The sequence below is a fragment of the Aquimarina aggregata genome (genome assembly GCF_001632745.1).
Classification (GTDB): Bacteria; Bacteroidota; Bacteroidia; order Flavobacteriales; family Flavobacteriaceae; genus Aquimarina; species Aquimarina aggregata.
Genome location: NZ_LQRT01000046.1, coordinates 185,729 through 205,336 on the forward strand (window position 1 = coordinate 185,729; position 19,608 = coordinate 205,336).

Sequence of the window (19,608 nt, forward strand, 5' to 3'; positions counted from 1 at the left end):
GTTGAGTGATTAAAAAATTTAAATATTAATGTTTTAGAAGTTTGCCTGTAGTCTTACCACTAGGCGTATTAATAGTATAGAAGTAAAGTCCATCTTCTAATCTACTTACATCAAAAGTATTTAGGTTTTCTCCTTTTTGTATTTTAGTATTTCTAATGTCCAAAACTTGAATACCTGTAGCATTAAATATTTGTAGATCAAATGTCCCTTTTTGTACGTTACAATTAACATTGATATTAATTACATCTCCACTTACTGGATTTGGAGTTAATATTACATCACTATTTTGGTCTTTTTGTACAAGGGCAGATTTACCAGCTAGTCCATCTAAATAAGCTCTATGTGGATTAGAAAATCCAAAACCTCCTACAACATCCCAATTAATCGACCATGTCATCAACCCTCTAAAGTTAGCATATCCTGATGGGTTTCTTAAGGTATATCTACCTCCAAAAGACTGTCCTTTAATTAAATAATCTAATGCTTTATGTACTTCTGCAGGTGCAGTATACCCTCCTGCAGGTGCAGCTGCAGCTGTTGACGGTAATCCTATGGCCACTTGATCAGCACGTAATGCAGGGAATTGAATTCCATTTACTGGAAACCCTTGTAATAGCATTTCAGCCATGGCTACATGAAAATCAGCAGTTCCTTGAGCATATATCTGATCATCAAGTGCTCGCATAGTACCTGTATTGTAATGCTGCACATGAATATAATCCATATCGTTTCTTAAAGCATAAATTACCGGTAAATAAGCTCCAAACGAACCTCCATACGCAGAATACCCACCTTGTACGAAAGCTGTTTCTGGAGCCATAGATAATATAAAATCAGATCCAAATTGAGATAAGATCGATCTAAATGCAGTAATAAGATTTACAACTTTTGGTCCAACTGGATTTCTAAAATCCGTATCTCCTGCACTTAAAGCTATAGAACTACCTTCAAAATCTATATCCATTCCATCGAAACCATATTCATTGATAATACTAATCATAGAATTACTAAAAATTCGAGCGTCTTCGGCACTATCAACATCTACAGCTCCAGTAGCACCTCCCATAGAAATCAATACTTTTTTTCCTCTACTTTGCAGTAAAGCAACATCATTCTTAAACTCCTGCACACTGCTATAAATCGCAGGATCTGGAGTGAATGTCATATTAGCACCTCCAGGAACTGTAGGTATCGCAAAAGATATATTGACTACATCCCATTTATCTGAAATTTCACTTAATTTTGGGATAGAGGAACCATTATTAAAATTATGCCAATATCCTACTAAAATTCTTTTAGGTAGATTTCCACCTCCTGGAGGTGGTGTCGATCCAACTGATATTGTTGTCGGCGTAGCATCACCTGTAGCATTTAAGTTATCTGTTGCTGTTGCAGTAATGGTATGATTACCTTGTGTTGCTGTCCAATTTGTCGTGTATGGTGCCGAGTTATCCTCGCTAATTACGATACCATCTACAGAAAATACTACTTTTTCGATTGTACCATCAGAGTCACTTGCTGTTGCAGCAATATTTACTGTTGCTCCAACATCAAAACTAGTGCCGCTTGCTGGACTTGTTATGGTTACTGTAGGTGCACTATTACCTCCACCGCCTGTACAATCACCAACAAATGTCCAGGCATCTTGCCAATATGTTCCTGTTCCAGGTGCATATGCCCATGCAGCTCCATTACACCATCCGCTATTTGGGTAATCTCTACATTGGTATACTTTTCCATCATTTTGAACCTTGCTTCCTGCAACATAATTACCTCCACTCTCTATATATTGAGCTTCATCACAATCTCCCCCACCTGTACTTGTATTTCTAGTTACTCTAATAGCATTAGATAAATCGTATGTTCCTACTAAATTAGAAGCGTTATTTCCAACAGTAGCTCCCTGCAAACCATCTTCATAACTTAAATGCCATATCAAACATACGCCAGCTCCTGCCTCATCAAAATTAACAGCTTCTGGAGATCCCGGAAGTCCAAGAATTTTGCCTTCTTCATCTGTAATTACCCATTGCGAGTTTGTACCTTTATTTCCGTTTAATGTAATTCCTGATACATTATCGGCAATACCATCTCCTACGGTAAATGTAAACGGTCCTCCTGTAATTACTCCTCCATCAACCTCATCATTTCCTGAACATGGATCTCCTACGACTTGATGAATCGCAGTAAGTAAAGAAGTTGATTGATCATTAGTATCATGAGATAGCTCCCAAATCATAATTCCTCCTGCTCGTTCTTTAGCTATTTCAGTTTTCTTTTTAATTGTTGGAATTCCATTATAATTTGTTCCTTGATAAGAATCTGCATTTGGGCCAGCGCCTGAAGCTAATAATTGGCTATAACTTTTTACTTGAGGTCGGCTATAAAAAGGAACACCTAATATTGCTTTTTCTTTAGGTAATCCTCTACCTAACCAATAATCTAAACCTCCTGTTGCTTGATCCATAGATCCATGCGTGGGACCATCATATGCCATAATATTTAGAAAATCTACATCATCAAAAACACCATTAAGTACGCCATCTGCATTCCATCCAGAAACCACTACAGCTGCTGTTAACAATTTACCTCTGCTGTGCATAGCCTGTCCCAACTCCTGCATTAATAGTTCGAAATGTTGTGGTTCACTACCCTCTCTTGGATATTCCCAATCCATATCAACTCCATCAAGATTATATTGATTTACAAAACTTACAAGATTATTTACAAATGCCGTTCTTGTAGATGCATTAGCAGCCAAAGTCTTGAAAGGACCATCGTTTCCATCCATCCAACCACCAACAGCGATTAATACTTTTGTATTTTGCGCATGTCCTTTAGATACAATCTGTTGTAATTTAGCTATATTATCTAGTGCACGTAAACTTCCGTCTGCATTTGGTAATATAAAAGAGTAATTAATATGCGTAAGTTTATCATATTGAATATCATTTGCGCTTCCTTGCCAGCTTGCAGCATATCCAACTACTTTAAAATCACTACTACTTGTACAACCATCACCTCCATCGGTTGTGACACTCACATTTACAGCGGTAGAAGTTGTTGATTTATTATCGTTATCTGTTGCTTTAGCAGTTAATGAATAATTTCCAGTTGCTACATTACTTAATGTATAACTAAATGGACTAGATACATCTTCGCCTAATTTAGTTGTGCCATTATAAAATTCTACTTTAGTAACAGTACCATCACTATCAGATGCATTGGCATTTATTGTAATATTATTACCTGCTATAAAACTTGCTCCCGAAGTAGGAGATGTAATTACAACTTGTGGTGCAGATCCATCACCATCTCCACAAGGACCAATTAGTTTCCAAACATTTTCATTATTTGTAACAGGGTCATTGTTTTGAGTCCACCATTTTGCTTCGTATTCATTTCCTTTGTAAGATACTTTGTCTCCGCCAGTATATACTTGTCCTGCTACATACGCTGGTGCTGTACAAGAGCCTCCATCACCATCGGTAATAGTAATAGCAACAGATGCAGAACCAACTGCATTCTTATTATCTGTAGCTTTAATCGTAAGTGTATAACTTCCTGCAGCAACCGAATTCCAACTATAACTATAAGGAGCAGTGGTATCTTCTCCTAACTTAGTTGTACCATTATAAAATTCTACTTTAGTAACAGTACCATCACTATCAGACGCATTGGCCTCAATATTTATCGAAGCTCCTGCTGTAAAAGTATCTCCTTCTTGTGGTGAGGTTACAACTACAGAAGGTGACTCATTACCTCCAATTCCATTCACTTTTATTGAGACTGATGTCGTTGCAGTTCCTCCTTTATTATCAGTAGCTTTTGCCGAAATAGTATAATCTCCTGCTACTACGTTATCCCATGTATATGCATATGGTGCAGTTGTATCTTGCCCTAATAATGTACCACCGTTATAGAATTCTACCTTGGTAACAGTCCCATCTGTATCTGTTGCATTTGCCGAAATTGTAACAGAAGAACCAGCACTAAATACCTCCCCTGATTGAGGCGATGTTAAAGTAACAGAAGGATTCTGGTTGTTAGGTGGGTTACCACCTTCTGCAAATACTTCGTTTATCTTATTAATCAGAGGAGATTTTACATTTGACCATCTTTTTAATTTGGTACCAAATGATTGGGGGGAACCGCTAAATTCTAAATCCCCAAATACTGTCCATACAATAGTACCGGCAAGGTTATTATCATTTATGAATTGAGCTTTAATAGCTATAGATTCTTCATCATCATAACTTAAAAAGAAATTACCTTTAACCATATAAGGTACTTTGGCTTGATCATCCCATTTTTTTGTCCATCCACTTCCTGCACCTGTTTTTTGCTTGATAAAAAAGTAATTCGGAGTTCCGTCATATACTTCTTGAGGCCAATGCGTATAATCTGCTGCGGTACTAACAGGACCATCAGGTTGTATGGTAACGTTTCTTTTTACAGTTGGAGCGTTAAGAGCTGCAGTACCATCTGTTACTACACCTCTTCCATAAAATGGAGCACCAAAATTAATTTTGCTAGCAGGAACTCCCATAGCGGTCATTTTAGTTAATAATGTCTGCCAATTAAAGTCTGGGGCTTCTGCTCCATCATATGGATACACTGGTGCATTATGTCCCGCTATATTAGACCAACCTCCATTAAAATCATAGGTCATCATATTAAAATAATCCATTGAGCTTGCTAACTTAGACCAGTTAAATCCTTCGAGTTTCTTATAATCGGCAGCCATTGCTGCTGTGATTAATTTTCCTGGACCTATTGCATTTCTAATTTCCTGAACTAAGTTTTCAAAATTTGCATAATCAGCATTTGTCCCAGTAAAGTTCATTCCCGCAAATGGTCCCGGATATTCCCAATCGAGATCAATCCCATCAAAGCCCATATTGATAAGTTTTTTACAATCCTCAATAAAACGAGCTTTTTTAACGGGATCCGCTGCCATTTCAGGGAAATGCTTACACATACTCCAGCCACCAATAGATGCCATTACTTTTACTCCATTTTCATGAGCTAATTCTAATAGTCCTTTTGCTCCACTACCAACTTTGGGTAAGGGTAAGGGTAAAACTCCTGATAGTCCCCACTCGGGATGAGTCCAAGAAGTACCACCTACAGTAACTTGATAACCCATAGCTTCAGCTCTTTCTTTAACAGCTGGGCTTATGTAATTAACATTTTCAATTTCGCCAAATAAAATATGAAAATCCCAACTACTGTAAGGATCGCCATATAATAAATCTGCTGGTTCTTGTGTTACACCGGTTTGGTATATTTTTTTATTTCGTAGGTCTCCGCTATGTAAAGATCCATCATTTGCTACTCCAAAAAAAGAATAATTTAGAATAGTATATTTCGAGTAATCTATATTTAATTGTGTTAATGCTCCCTGAGCTGGTACTCCAGCGGTTGGTTGTTTCCAAGCATCCCAATTCGTAATATAACCAATTACCTGTTTATTATGGTTTGCGGTAGTTGCAGAGCCACCTGTATTGACTTGTGCATTTAGCGTACTTGAGCCATATACAAATAGTAATAAAATGAATGCTATTGGAATTTTTTTCCAACACCACTCTTTTAGAGTAAATTCTGGGTCTTTCATAATTGTTTGTGTTACGTTAGATAAAAATGATTTTGTGTTTTTTAGAAAAATATTATTTGTTAATACTTTCTAGGTCGAAAAATAGAAAGAAGTCCATTTCTCAAAAAACTAATTAGCTGAATGACTTAATTTTGTAGCTGTTTAGAAGTGAAAAGTCAACGAAAGGATTTCCAAAACATCATTGCATTTAATGCTTAAAATTGTGTCGTTTAGCTAAAAAAAACATCACTTTTGTAGAAATAAAGTATTTTCATTATCGAATTAGTATTATCTCACAAAACATAAACTCATCAACATAAAAAAAGAAATCATACAACATAGTCTTTTTTGGCTAATTTATTTCACACTAAACACTTTAAGGTGGGGTAGTTATTTTGATGATTACCTATACTCCTTTGAATCTAACTTGGTAGAGTTTGTGGTTCACATTATTTTAGTGTATTTCAATCTTTATTTTTTACTTCCTAAACTAATACCAAACAAATATTTAGAATATCTTTTTATACTTCTTGTTGCTGTCTTGACTATGACATTGGTGAGAATCATTTTTACCTATGAATTTGTAACCACAAATGTTTTTCCTGAATCTGAAAAACAAGGCAATTCGATTTTTGATTTTAATTATATACTAGCTGCTTTTATTGGTGAGATATATGTTATTGGCTTTACGACAGCAATTAAAATCACTATCGATTATGTAAAAAATCTTAAAAGAACCGAAGCATTAGAAAAACAAGGGCTCAAGAACGAGTTATCTTTATTAAAATCTCAACTACAACCTCATTTTTTCTTTAACACTTTAAACAATTTATACTCTTTAACTTTAGAAAAATCCGACCAGGCTCCAGAAACTGTAGTAAAGCTGTCAGAATTTATGAGTTATGTAATTTATCAAGGAAATAAGAAAAGTGTTCCTATTATAGACGAGATAAAATATATCCAGAATTACATTGATTTAGAACATTTAAGATTTGGTGATCGCGTTCAGGTAGACTTTTCGTTAACTGGCACTATCGAAGGTCGTAAAATACCTCCGTTATTACTTCTACAATTTATAGAAAATGCTTTTAAACACGGTACCGATTATGAATTAGGAAGTGTAATTTTATATGTTGAAATTAATATTGAAGATAATTGGCTTTACTTTAAGACAAAAAATAACAAAATAGATCCTGAAATTAAGAACACAAAAACTAACGGAATAGGATTAAAAAACACCAAACGCAGGCTTGGATTATTGTACAAAAACAAATATAAATTAACCCTTAATAAAGACAAAAATTACTTTGAGGTAAACTTAAAAATACCTCTTGAATAATACTTTTTTTTGTATTATCCTTTTAAAACCCACCCCAATCTTATGAAAATAAAATGCCTAATAATCGATGATGAACCACTCGCCATACGTGTAATTGAAAATCATTTAAAAAATTTCAGTGATTTTGAAGTAATCTGTACATGTAATAATCCTATCGAAGGTTTTAATTTACTAGTACAAGAGTCTGTTGATTTAGTTTTTTTAGATATTAATATGCCACGAGTAAATGGTTTGGATTTTATAAGAAACCTAAGCGTTTCCCCCCTTATTATTATTACGACGGCATATAGAGAATATGCGGTAGAAAGTTTTGAACTTGATGTTATTGATTATTTAGTAAAGCCTATATCATTAGAAAGATTCATGATATCTTTGAAAAAAGTCTCAAGACAGATGCATCTTCAAAAAGAAGCTAAAAAAAACAGTACTAAATCAACAATAATGCCCTTAGAGGATAATGATCATTTTTTTGTAAAAGTCAACAAAAAACTTATCAAAATTTTCTTCAACGATATTTTATATATCGAAAGTTTAAAAGACTATGTTTCTATTAAAACTATTTCCAAAGATTACATTACACATTATAATCTGGCCGCTATAACTAGATTAATTCCCGAAGACAAGTTTATTAGAATACATAGATCTTTTACTATTTCTCTGAATAAAGTAGACGCTATAGAAGGTAATTGTATTCATATAAACGGTAATATCGTACCTATTGGTCGAAATTATGTTAAAGAGGTAAAAGATAAAATTCTAAAAGGATCAATAACATAATCACATTAATACACTCTTTTTATTTATGTGCCACTTTACTATAGTTTTTAAGATGAATCATCAATCTCTCAAAAGACACTATGACCACTAGCTCTACATCTGCAACCGGTTTTTTTGCTCTTTCTATATATTCCTTTAGGGTCTCTTCTTGATTTGTCGAAAGGTTATTATTTTTAAGAGACATTGACAAAATGCTAGATATTTGAGATAAGTTTTCTGAAATTGGTTTTATTTCATTAATTATAGGGTTATCAAAGCCTTCTAAACTACTAGACAATAAATTCCATTTATGTAAGTACTGATTTAATCGAATTCTTATCTTCTTATTCTCTGGTTGATTGATAAGCTCATCGACTAATTTTTCAAATTCTTTAGCATCTTTAGCATCAGTTGTACAAGCATCTGCGAATAACGTAAATGGAGAATATGTCTGATACTCTGTACCTCCTTTATTACGACTATATAACTTTAAAGGCTCACATACTTTAGTAAGTTCGGAAATAGCAGTAATATCTTCTGTTTTTGTAATGTTACGTAAAATGACTTCTCTATTTCTTAAATGCATCGTTCCGAGTTTTTCTAACTCTAAACTAACATTATGCAATCTCATCTTCATGTTTTCAACATCTGAAACTTCTTTTGGAGACCAAAACCGTTCTGCTATTGCTGCTGTTCTAGGCCAAATACGAGAATCAATTGTTAATGGTGTTACTAGTTCACTCCACATTGTCGCTTCTCCTCCTAAAATCATATCCTCTTGTTCTTTTGTGAGTACGTTATCATAAGGCACAGGATCTACCGCATAATGTTCCTCTACTGGTAACATTAAATCAATATAATATCCATTAGAAAGTATTGTTTTGTACCCCATTTCTGTTGCTTTTATAAGAGATTCACCTGCGGGGAGTCCTTCATTTACACCTTTCCAAGAATGGATAATAGCAGATTTATCGATTTCTGGACTCATAATTTCTTCCCAGCCAATCATTTTCTTTCCATATTTTTTTAAAATTTCTTGGAGTCTAATATTAAAATGCGTTTGCAATTCATGATTAGAACTGAATCCTTTCTTATTCATAAATTCTTTAATATCATCATTTTCACTCCAATGCTTCCCTTCATTTTCATCTCCACCGATATGTACGTACTCATCTGGAAACAACTGTGTCATTTCTTCAAATAAATCAGACAATACTTCATATGTTTTTTCATTAGTTGGATCAAGAGTTGGATCAAAAATACCTGCATTTCTTTCTATTGTGTACGATTCATTTTTACTGGCAATTTCTGGATATGCGGTCAATATAGCCGTAGCATGTCCTGGAACATCAAACTCAGGTATCACCCGTATACCTTTATCTCCGGCATACGATATTACTTCTTTTATTTGTTGTTGCGTATAATACTGCCCATCTGATCCCAATTCATGTAGTTTTGGGTGTGTCTTAGATTCTACCCTAAATCCTTGATCATCTGTCAAATGCCAGTGAAAAACATTAAGTTTAACCGCAGACATTGCATCTAAATTACGCTTTAACACGTCTACTGGTTGGAAATGCCTTGCTACATCAATCATTAAACCTCTCCAAGGAAATCTAGGAGCATCAATAATCTTTATTGATGGAATATAAAAATGATTAGTTTCAAAATTTAGTAATTGATATAGCGTTTCTAATCCTCTTAATACCCCAATGTCGGTAACCGCATGAAGTTTTATACTTTGATTTGTAACTTCTAAATTGTAGGATTCATCTTCAAATAGTTTTAATTCTCCAATGCGATCGTAAGAGATGTGTAATGATGGTTTATTTTCTGTTATAGTCAAAGGAAAACCATGATTTAAAAAAACCCCAGTTTCGTTGCTTAATCTTCTAATAAATCGAGTTGTCGCATTGTATATACGTTTATTACTTGTGTCTTGAATAGCAACAGTAAAATTTTCCTGAATAATAAAGCTTCCAACACCTATTTTTGTGTCTTTAGGTATTGGCATAACTTTATTTAATTCTCTATTATCAAACTGACCAAAAGCTAGTTGCATAGTAAAAATGGTGACAAGTAAAATTAAAAAATGTTTTCTCATTAATATGTGTTAAAAGTGATATCTCTTAAATGCTTCTATTGCAGCATAATCTGCTAATCCTAATTGATGATATTTTTTTGCGGTTTGTTGATTGCGTTCTTCTGCTCTAACCCAAAATTCTCGAGAGTCATCTCCTTGAAACATTACACCATCTTTTTGTGACTGATGAAAGAAGATTGCTTTTCTTTTTTTAAGTACCTCATCAGGACTTAAGGGTACTGCCATTTCGATGTCATGAATATCCCATTCATGCCAAGCTCCTCTGTACAACCAAACCCAACAATCTTTCATAAATTCTTCTTCTTTTAACCTTTCTAAAGCTTTAAAAAGAATATCTAAACATACTTTATGAGTACCGTGAGGATCTGCTAAATCACCCGCGGCATATATTTGGTGGGGCTTAATTTTCTTAATCAATTTAACTAAAATTGTTATATCTTCTTCTGTATATGGATTTTTTTTAGCAGTTCCTGTTTCATAAAAAGGTAAATCCAGAAATTGTACATAAGCATCTGGTAATCCTAAAAAACGAGTAGCTCCAAGAGATTCTCCCCGTCGAATTAATCCTTTAAGGTTTCGAACTTCGATAGTATCAATTGCATCTTTTTGTTTTTCTTTTAGGCTTCTTAAAATATCAACAGCCTTCTGTCCCTCTGGTTGAATAGTTTGTATAACTTCAGCATATTTTATAGTCTCTTCATCAGATACAGCAATATTACCAGAAGTTTGATACGCTATATGAACTGTATGTCCTTGCTCTACCAAACGATGAAAAGTTCCTCCCATTGAAATTACATCATCATCTGGATGTGGACTTAAAATTAGTACTCTTTTTTTGTGAGGAACATTACGCTCTGGCCTATTGGTATCGTCTGCATTAGGTTTTCCTCCTGGCCATCCAGTAATTGTATGCTGTAGCGTATTAAACATTTTTATATTAAGGTCATAAGAAGCTCCTTCTTCTGCCAAAAGACTGGACATACCATTATCATTATAGTCTTTCTCTGTTAATTTTAAAATAGGTTTTTGCACTTGATGACTTAACCAAACTATTGCTTTACTTTTTAATTTTTCATTCCAACGACAAGGTCCTACTAACCAAGGTGTTTTTATACGTGTCAACTCTTCTGAAGCTTCTTTATCCAGAATAAAAGTTGTATTTGTATGATTTTGAAGATATGTAGCGGGAATAGTAGCGGATATAGAACCCTCTATAGTCTCTTTTACTATTTCGGCTTTTTTATGTCCCCAAGCCATAATAACAATACGAGATGCCTTTTTTATTGTTCCAATCCCCATAGTTATAGCTCTTTTAGGAACATTATCTATTCCCAAAAAAGAAGATGCAGCATCCGACCGTGTTAAATGATCTAATGTAATGCTTCTTGTTACAGAATTGTAGTGAGATCCTGGTTCATTAAAGCCAATATGCCCAGTTCTACCTATTCCTAACAACTGAAAATCTAATCCCCCAAACGAATTAATCTTTAATTCATAATCAATACAATATTGATGTAAATCTTCCTGTTTAACGGTACCATCTGGTATATGTATATTTTCTGGTAAAATGTCAATATGATCAAATAAATGCTGATGCATAAAATAATGATAACTCTGCATATCATTTTTATCCATTGGATAATATTCATCCAAATTAAATGTAACTACGTTAACAAAACTTAAGTCTTCTTCGTTATGAAGTCTAACTAATTCTTCATATACCTTAATAGGAGAAGAACCCGTAGCCAATCCTAAAACACAATATTCTTCCTTTTTTTGTTTTTCTTTGATAAGTTTGGCTATTTCATGAGCTACGATTAAAGAAGCATAATCTGAACTTTTGAATACTACGTTATGAATTTTTTCAAATCTTGTTTCTTCAAATTTCCCAGCCTCGCGATAGCTGATATCTTTATAGTAAGGCATAGTGTGATCATTGCTTTTGGCACTCTCCTGTCTAGTTTCTGAATTCATTTTATGGTAATAAATTAGTTGTTTAATGGCTTATCTAAAGATGAAGTTATAATCTTAATTGTATTTATTGAAAGTTTTTCGACAGATGACATAAAAGCAATCATAAGCGACTTAAAAAAACATATTATTTTATCCAAAACAAAAACCCAATAATAGTAGCTACTACATTGGGTTTTTAACTAATTTCAAAATTTAATTGTGATCAGTAATACATTCTAGTTCTTTATTAAAAATTCCCTCCTTGCACATCCCACCATAGTCTGGTTCCTGCATTATCCGCCCCACCAAGCTTACTAATGGCATTAGAAACTCCATCTGGATTTGTCTGCAGTTCACTATCTACAAAGGGGATTCTGCGTATCTGAAGATCTGTATCTACTACTCCTCCGCTTTGATTACTTACAACTGGAAACAATTTAGGATATCCCGTACGTCTATATTCACTCCAAGCTTCCTGACCTTCTGGAAACATTGCTATCCATTTTTGTGTAATAATACGTTCTAATTTTTCTTCATTAGATGCACTATTATCCCATGCAATAGTAATAGTACTCAAAGCATTTGTACTATTTGAGGTAGTGACCGGATCTACGTAATCTTTAGGAGTCAATATATTATTACCTATGTAACTTGCAGCACCTGAAATACTATATTGATCAAAAGACGTTACTATACCTTGTTCATAATTAGCTTGTACATCGCCTGCACCTGACCAACCCCTTAAAGCAGCTTCTGCTTTCAAGAAAAAAACCTCTGCCGCGGTCATAAGCTGTACCCTTGGCGATAATACTGTTTCTGAAAGTAATGAAAAGGTAACATAGTCTGCTTTTTGTGCAAGTTCATCTGCATATCCAGGTAATAATGGTAAACCATTTCGTATTCCCTTAAATTCTCCTTCATTTACCTCTGAAGTAATAAAATAACTATTAATTCTAGGGTCTTCATAACCTACTAGTATTGACTCTATTGACGCATTCATCCTAATATCTCCCCAAGAATTGTTAATCGTTTTTATAGGATGATCAAGTGTTCCGTTTATGAAAAAGCTTTCTGAATTTGCTTCAATTACTCCAATAGGGTGATTTAATGATTTTTCTCCTTCTGCCTTTGCCTTTGCTGGATTAATTTTTGAAATGCGTATGGCTAAACGTAACCTTAGAGAGTTTGCATATTTTATCCAACTTTCATAATTTCCTCCATATGCCAAGTCAAAAGCAGTAAACCTTGGACTATCTATGTTTTCTGACAAAATCATTATTGCCTGTTCTAAATCTATAAAAAAAGCATTGTAGGCTTCTTCCTGAGAATCATACTCACTTGTTGTAGCGGAGGCTCCAAACTTAGTATATACTATTGGTCCAAAAACATCAGAAACGCGATGCATCGCACTTACTTTTAATAATTGAGAAACTGCAAATAGCTCAGGAAATTCTTCTTTTGTTTCGTTTTCTATTGTTCTCGCGTTGTTCATTACATTAGAGTACGGTACACTCCAAATAAAATTATTCCAACCACTAACCAAATTATAAGTTGAATTATTAGCTCCAGCCACAAAGGGTCTAGGATTAGTCATATATCCAGAAAAAATATCAGCATTTAAATTTTGTTGCAGCTGATATGACCAAACTGGAGTATATTGATAAATGTTTTCAAACATGGGCTTATATAAAGACCCTACATTTTGAAAATCTACTTCTAATTGTTCTTGAGTTATATTTCTGGGGTTGCCATCTATTTCTTCTAAATTATCTGAACATGCCCAGAACACCAAAGAAAAGGCAACAAGACTTGATAAAAATATATTATTTCTATTTTTCATTTTTCTTTTTTTTAAAACATTAAATTCATATTCAATCCCCAGCTTCTTGTTGAAGGAAGCCCGAGTACATCAACTCCTTGCAATGCATTTCCTGTACTTAATGAAACATTGGGGTCATGAGGTGCATCTTTATAAAAGAAGAATAAATTATTTCCAATTAATGAAGCTTTTATATTTCTAAAAAAAGATGATTCTGATAATTTAAAATTATACCCTATAGCCAACTCTGCAAGACGAATATTAGTTGCACTATAAACATATTCTCCTGTAAATCCGTTTCTACCACCAGCTAATCCATAATATTCTTGAGCTGTTAAAGTAGATGGATCACCTGCCAGGTTTACTACTTCGATAGTCTCATTAGTGGTTTCTCTTTGAGAGTTATTACTTAACCCCTCGATAATAGCTTCTGTCATACTTATCGTTTCTCCTCCAAATTTTCCATCAATTAAAAAGTCAAGACTTACTTTTTTATAGGTTATTGAATTATTCCATCCTAATGTAAAATCCGGATTTGCATTACCAACTTTTTCAAGTCCTGCAATAGTATTATCAGGGTTTTCATCATTAAGAACTATAGCCCCGCTATCAACTACTGGTCGACCATTAGCATCTCTTTTAACGACTTGTGCATAAATATCTCCGTAAGATCCTCCTTCTACCAAATATGACGCAAAAGTATTCACACCAGGAGCAGAAATAACTTGATTATCAATTTGCACATCATCAGAAGGATTACTAATTTCTTTTACTTCATTTCTATTCGTAGCAAAATTTATGTTAGAAACCCATTTAAAATTTTCTGTTTGTAATGGTACAATGTAAATCGCTCCTTCAAAACCTTCATTAATGATATCTCCAGAATTAACTCCGACCGTAACAGATCCCGTTCCTGTAGAAACCGGAACTTGAAAATACTGATCTACAGTACTTGTATGATAGTACCCTAAGTCAAACCCTAATCGATTATCAAAGAATTTCCATTCTGTACCAATTTCGTATGATTTTTGTTGTTCTGGGCGAACTTCTCCCAAAGGTCTCACAGGATCCAATGGGCTTATCCCTCCTCCAAAAAGAATTTGGCGTTCTGGAAATACTGTATTTGCAGGTACATCATTCCCTACTTCAGCATAAGATCCTCTAATCTTTGCAAAGGATATCTTATCACCCATTTCAAAAATTTCGCTTAATACTCCTGTGACTCCCACAGATGGATAGAAATAAGAGTTGCTTCCCGAAGGCAATGATGATGACCAATCATTTCGTGCTGTTAGGTCAACAAAAACCTTTTCATTAAATCCAAAAGTGGTACTGGCAAACACAGAGTTTACTTTCTTATCTAACGAGGTTTGAAATATCGATACTTGTGGGTTAGCATTAAAGTTTTGAATTGAAAAAACATTTGCGAATTGCAATCCTCCATTTGTACCTGAATCGGCATTTAAAATTTCAATAGTTGTTCTAGTTGTACTCCCTCCAACATTAGCAGATATTGTAAACTCGCCAAATTGTTTATTAATAGTAGCTATAACATCCCCATAAAGTTGTCTTATATCTTGTTCATTAAAAATATATCTTCCATTTGCAGGTGCTAATGTAGCATCTGTTGTAGCAAAAACTTGTTTGTCATAATCTAACAAAGTTTGATCATATGTTCCTCTAGTCTGTAATGATATCCAATCCTTGATCTTGAATTTTAAACTCATTGATGCTAATAATTTTCTATTCCTATCTTCACTCGCATTTCTATTTAATATCCAATACGGGTTTTGTTCTATATCTGAAGTAGCTCTGAACCATCGTTGACTTTGTATATTCCTGTTTGGATCAAATGTTTCAAAATTTTCATAATCAATCAAACGTTCTCCCGCGGCATCAAAGTTATAAGCACCCACTAACGGATTAAAGTATAACCCCGATACAGGTCTATTCGTAATCGTTTGAGTTGTCGCTAGAACGCTCGCGTTAGCCGTAACTACGCCATCAAAAAATTTAGCCGTTTCTCTTACGTTAATTGTATGTTGTTTTAAATCATTTGTTGGTAATATCCCTGATGCAAAGGTATTTGAGTAAGAAAAATAAGTTTGTGCATTTTCACTACCTCCTGATGCTGATAATGAAGTAATCGAAGTAACGCCTGAATTAAAAAAGTCGTCAATATTATTCTCTGCCTCATCATTCAGCTCTACAAAATATGCTGCACTATCTACCGATAAATTAGATGAAAAATCTACTTTAAAGCTTCCTGATCTTCCTTTTTTGGTAGTTATTAAGATAACTCCATTTAAACCTGCACTACCGTATAGAGCAGAAGCAGATGCTCCTTTTAAAACCGTTAATGATTCTATATCATCTGGATTTACTAAAGATAACACATCTCCCCCATCTTTATTTCCGCCATTAATATCTCCAAAGGTATCATTAGGTTGACCTCCCGTGGGATTAGACAACGGTACACCGTCTACAACATAAAGTGGTTGATTATTTCCTAAAGAAGAATTACCACGTAAAGTAACTTTAACTGACCCTCCTGCTCCAGAAGAACTTCGATTAACAACAACTCCTGATATTTTACCTGAAAGGCTGTTCACAGGGTTTGTTTGTTTTACTTTACTAAGTTCTTCGGCATTTATATCCTGAGCTGCGTAGGTTAGCGATTTTCTACTTTTTTGAATCCCTAATGCTGTGACGACTACATCTTCGAGTTGCTCCAGATCTTCTTCCATGGCAACATCGATTTCATTAGCATTATCAATAGTCCTAAATGTAGTTTTAAGTCCTAGATAGCTAAACTCTAAAATTTGTCCTAAAGAAGCCTCGATCGTATATTTACCATCAAAATCTGTTAATACTCCTTTTGTTGTTCCCTGTACAATAACATTAACTCCAGGCAGAGGTGTCGAATTTGCTCCTTTCGAAGTTACTGTTCCTGAAATTGTTCTTTCTTGTGCTTTTGCTTGATCTATAATTAATAGACAAAAAAAAGCAGAAAAAATCAAAATAGTTTTTTTCATGAAATATAAGATTGATTTGTTTATTTATTCTTTCCTAAAGGTAGATAGCAATAAAATTGAAAAAGAAATTAAATATCCCAACAACACAAAAGAAACAACAAACAACACTTTTTTAGAGACAAGTGTTTTACAGAAAAAAGGATTTTAAAATAATTAGTCAACTATTTTGTTTTTCATCAAAAAAACGCATAATTTTTTCACGATTTTAAACATTTATTAACAAAGTCGTAATAAAACGTAAATGTTTTTTCAGAAAACTAATATTGTTTAGAATTCATCCTATACAATACTAAAACCCCCAATTTTATGACTATAAAATGTATAATCATAGATGATGAACCATTAGCCATTAAGGTAATTGAATCTCATTTGGCTGAATTTAAAAATATAGAACTTGTTAATTCGTTTGGGAATCCGTTGGATGCTATACAAACAATTGAAAGTGGTGATATTGATGCTTTGTTTATAGATATTAATATGCCAGGTATGAATGGTTTAGATTTTATTAAGAACAGTAAGCACAATTATCAAGTAATTATTACAACTGCCTATAGAGAATATGCTGTAGAGAGTTTTGAACTAGATGTCTTAGATTATTTAGTTAAGCCAATACCATTTAACAGATTTCTAAAAACGATCAATAAACTAAGTCAAGTTTTAAATAAAAGTCAATTAAGAAATGACGATTATACAGGGAATAAAGAGCCTTTTATTTTTGTTAAAGTAGACAAAAAGCTTGTCAAAGTGCTATTAAAAGATATTCTATGTATTGAAAGTTTAAAAGATTATATAAAAATAATTACAGTTTCTGGTAATTACCTTGTTCATAAATCCCTTACGGGTATTACTGAAGAATTACCAAATTCTAACTTTATTCGTGTGCATAGGTCTTATACAATAGCTATTGATAAAATAAAATCTGTAGAGGGAAATCTCATAGAACTAGCAGGTAAAAAAATCCCAATAGGACGTAATTATGTAAAACACGTTAAAGAAACAATTTTTAATAACAGTAAAGATTTACACACATAAATATCATCTTCATGATCACATTATCAACATTAGATCTTATTCTAATATTTTCTTTTTTTACGATAACATTAGTTATTGGTATCGTAGTTTCAAAAAAGTCAGGAAAGAATACTAACGAGTTTTTTCTTTCTGGAAGAAATATGCCTTGGTGGCTTTTAGGGCTATCAATGGTAGCCACTACTTTTTCTACAGACACTCCAAATTTAGTTACAGATATTATAAGAAAAGGAGGCGTATCTGGAAACTGGGCTTGGTGGGCATTTTTGATTACGGGGTTATTAACCGTCTTTGTTTACGCCAAACTCTGGAGAAAATCAAACGTGAATACGGATATTGAGTTTTATGCTTTGAGGTACGGTGGTAAACCTGCTCATTTCTTAAGAGGTTTTCGTGCAATTTATCTCGGTGTGATTTTTAATGTTCTAGCCATGTCTGGAGTAACACTCGCAGCGATTAAAATTGGACAAGTAATGCTTGGGCTTACTGCTTTAGAAACAGTAGGAATAGCCTCATTGGTAACCGTTATTTTTAGTGCTATTGGCGGATTTAAAGGAGTAGTATATACAGATTTTATTCTTTTTTTTACAGCAATGATTGGTGCTATCGGTGCAGCATATTATATTGTAAACCTACCAGAAGTAGATGGGATTACTAATCTTATTTCTCATCCGCAAGTATCCGACAAAATATCTTTGTTACCTGATTTTGACAATACAGAATTGTTAGTTTTATTATTAATCATTCCATTGGCCGTACAATGGTGGAGTGCTTGGTATCCCGGTGCAGAACCTGGAGGGGGTGGATATATTGCACAGCGTATGCTTGCTGCAAAAGATGAAAATCATGCAATCGGTGCGACTTTCTTTTTTAACATTATGCATTATGCATTGCGACCTTGGCCTTGGATTTTAGTGGCTCTTGCATCCTTAGTATTATACCCTAAAGATGATGCAAATACTATGGAAGCAGCTAAACATAACTATATTAAGATGCTGACCATATCCGATACAAGAGAACTCACAGAAGGGGAACAAAAACAAATGGACGCCTACTACTTTGCTTCTGAAGGACTTACTGCTATTCGCGAAGCTTTTCCTGAAGAAGTTGTGCAAAAAGATAAAATAGGTCATGACCTTGCATATTCTGCTATGTTGACTCGGTTACCTTCTGGATTACTAGGCATCGTATTAGCCTCGTTAATAGCGGCATTTATGTCAACAATATCTACCCATCTAAATTGGGGATCATCCTATATTGTAAATGATTTTTATAGACAACAAGTAAACAAAAACGCATCAGAAAAAGAATTGGTATTAGTAGGTAGAGTATCAACTGCTCTACTTATGGTATTAAGCGCTCTACTAGCATTACTATTAACAAACGCAAAACAAATCTTTGACTATATACTCATGTTTGGTGCAGGTACTGGATTAATTTTTATTCTTCGTTGGTTTTGGTGGAGAATCAATGCATGGAGTGAAATCTCAGCCATGTTTGCTTCGGGGATAATATCGATTATTTTTAATTTAAAATCTGTAAATCTTGTTTTGTTTAATGAAGAAATGCTTCCTACATGGTCAAAATACCCAATAATTGTTGGTATCACAACGGCAATTTGGATTGGCGTTACCTATTTAACGAAGCCAGAAGATAATAAAGTATTATTTGATTTTTATAAAAAGATACAACCCGGAGGTCCCGGTTGGAAAACAACATTGCAAACCGCAGAAAAAGAAGGAGTAACTATAAAAACAGACTTTACAACATGGAGTGTCCCTTCTGGAATTCTTGCTATGTTAGTTGCGTGTGTTCTTATTTATGGGGTGCTTTTTGCAACGGGGTACTGGATTTATGGTAACTATACCCTCGCTATTATTTTAACAATTGTTGTGATTGTTGCAACCTATATTTTAAGTAAGTTGTGGATGAAAATAAAATCTACAATTTTATAGTAGCTAAGTTGCAATATTAAAA

The 19,608-nt window shown here is 33.9% G+C and carries 10 protein-coding genes; 5 read left to right on the forward strand and 5 right to left on the reverse strand.

All coding sequences use genetic code 11. The features are described 5' to 3' along the window. Positions 1–25: 25 nt before the first annotated feature. Positions 26–5,617 carry a glycosyl hydrolase family 18 protein gene (locus AWE51_RS27200; protein WP_066318187.1) on the reverse strand — a complete coding sequence of 1,864 codons (5,592 nt, stop codon included), beginning with the start codon at positions 5,615–5,617 and terminating at the stop codon, positions 26–28. A 526-nt stretch (positions 5,618–6,143) separates the two neighbouring features. On the opposite strand from AWE51_RS27200, the gene AWE51_RS21750 reads away from it, so the two are divergent. Both AWE51_RS21750 and AWE51_RS21755 read left to right on the forward strand, forming a co-directional pair. After that, positions 6,144–6,935, forward strand: a complete 792-nt coding sequence (locus tag AWE51_RS21750; protein WP_082832557.1) for a sensor histidine kinase — start codon at positions 6,144–6,146, stop codon at positions 6,933–6,935. Between the two features lie 42 nt (positions 6,936–6,977). Continuing rightward, a complete protein-coding gene (locus tag AWE51_RS21755) occupies positions 6,978–7,712 on the forward strand; it encodes a LytR/AlgR family response regulator transcription factor (protein WP_066318195.1) in 735 nt (244 codons plus the stop codon). Positions 7,713–7,731: 19 nt separating this feature from the next. Here the strand turns inward: AWE51_RS21755 and AWE51_RS21760 are convergent, their stop codons facing one another. The 4 genes from AWE51_RS21760 to AWE51_RS21775 all read right to left on the reverse strand — a co-directional run bounded on the left by AWE51_RS21760 (position 7,732) and on the right by AWE51_RS21775 (position 16,602). Then, positions 7,732–9,795, reverse strand: coding sequence for a beta-N-acetylhexosaminidase (locus AWE51_RS21760; protein WP_066318196.1), 2,064 nt, complete (start codon positions 9,793–9,795; stop codon positions 7,732–7,734). 9 nt (positions 9,796–9,804) lie between these two features. Then, entirely contained in the window at positions 9,805–11,721 is a 1,917-nt protein-coding gene (nagB, locus tag AWE51_RS21765) for a glucosamine-6-phosphate deaminase (protein WP_066318964.1), read from the reverse strand. A 274-nt stretch (positions 11,722–11,995) separates the two neighbouring features. Further along, positions 11,996–13,588, reverse strand: a complete 1,593-nt coding sequence (locus AWE51_RS21770) for a RagB/SusD family nutrient uptake outer membrane protein (protein ID WP_066318198.1) — start codon at positions 13,586–13,588, stop codon at positions 11,996–11,998. 11 nt (positions 13,589–13,599) lie between these two features. After that, on the reverse strand, positions 13,600–16,602 hold the full coding sequence (locus AWE51_RS21775) for a TonB-dependent receptor plug domain-containing protein (RefSeq protein WP_066318200.1): 3,003 nt from the start codon (positions 16,600–16,602) through the stop codon (positions 13,600–13,602). On the opposite strand from AWE51_RS21775, the gene AWE51_RS26695 reads away from it, so the two are divergent. From AWE51_RS26695 to AWE51_RS27080, 3 genes are all read left to right on the forward strand, one after another. Beyond that, the gene (locus tag AWE51_RS26695) at positions 16,601–16,750 is read left to right on the forward strand and encodes a hypothetical protein (protein WP_157766193.1); all 150 of its coding nucleotides are present in this window, start codon (positions 16,601–16,603) and stop codon (positions 16,748–16,750) included. The genes AWE51_RS21775 and AWE51_RS26695 overlap by 2 nt on opposite strands. Positions 16,751–16,908: 158 nt before the next feature. Then, positions 16,909–17,634 (forward strand): LytR/AlgR family response regulator transcription factor, encoded by a 726-nt coding sequence (locus tag AWE51_RS21780; protein WP_066318208.1) that lies wholly within the window; start codon positions 16,909–16,911, stop codon positions 17,632–17,634. Between the two features lie 11 nt (positions 17,635–17,645). Further along, positions 17,646–19,586 carry a sodium:solute symporter family protein gene (locus AWE51_RS27080; RefSeq protein ID WP_232517429.1) on the forward strand — a complete coding sequence of 647 codons (1,941 nt, stop codon included), beginning with the start codon at positions 17,646–17,648 and terminating at the stop codon, positions 19,584–19,586. Positions 19,587–19,608: the final 22 nt, after the last annotated feature.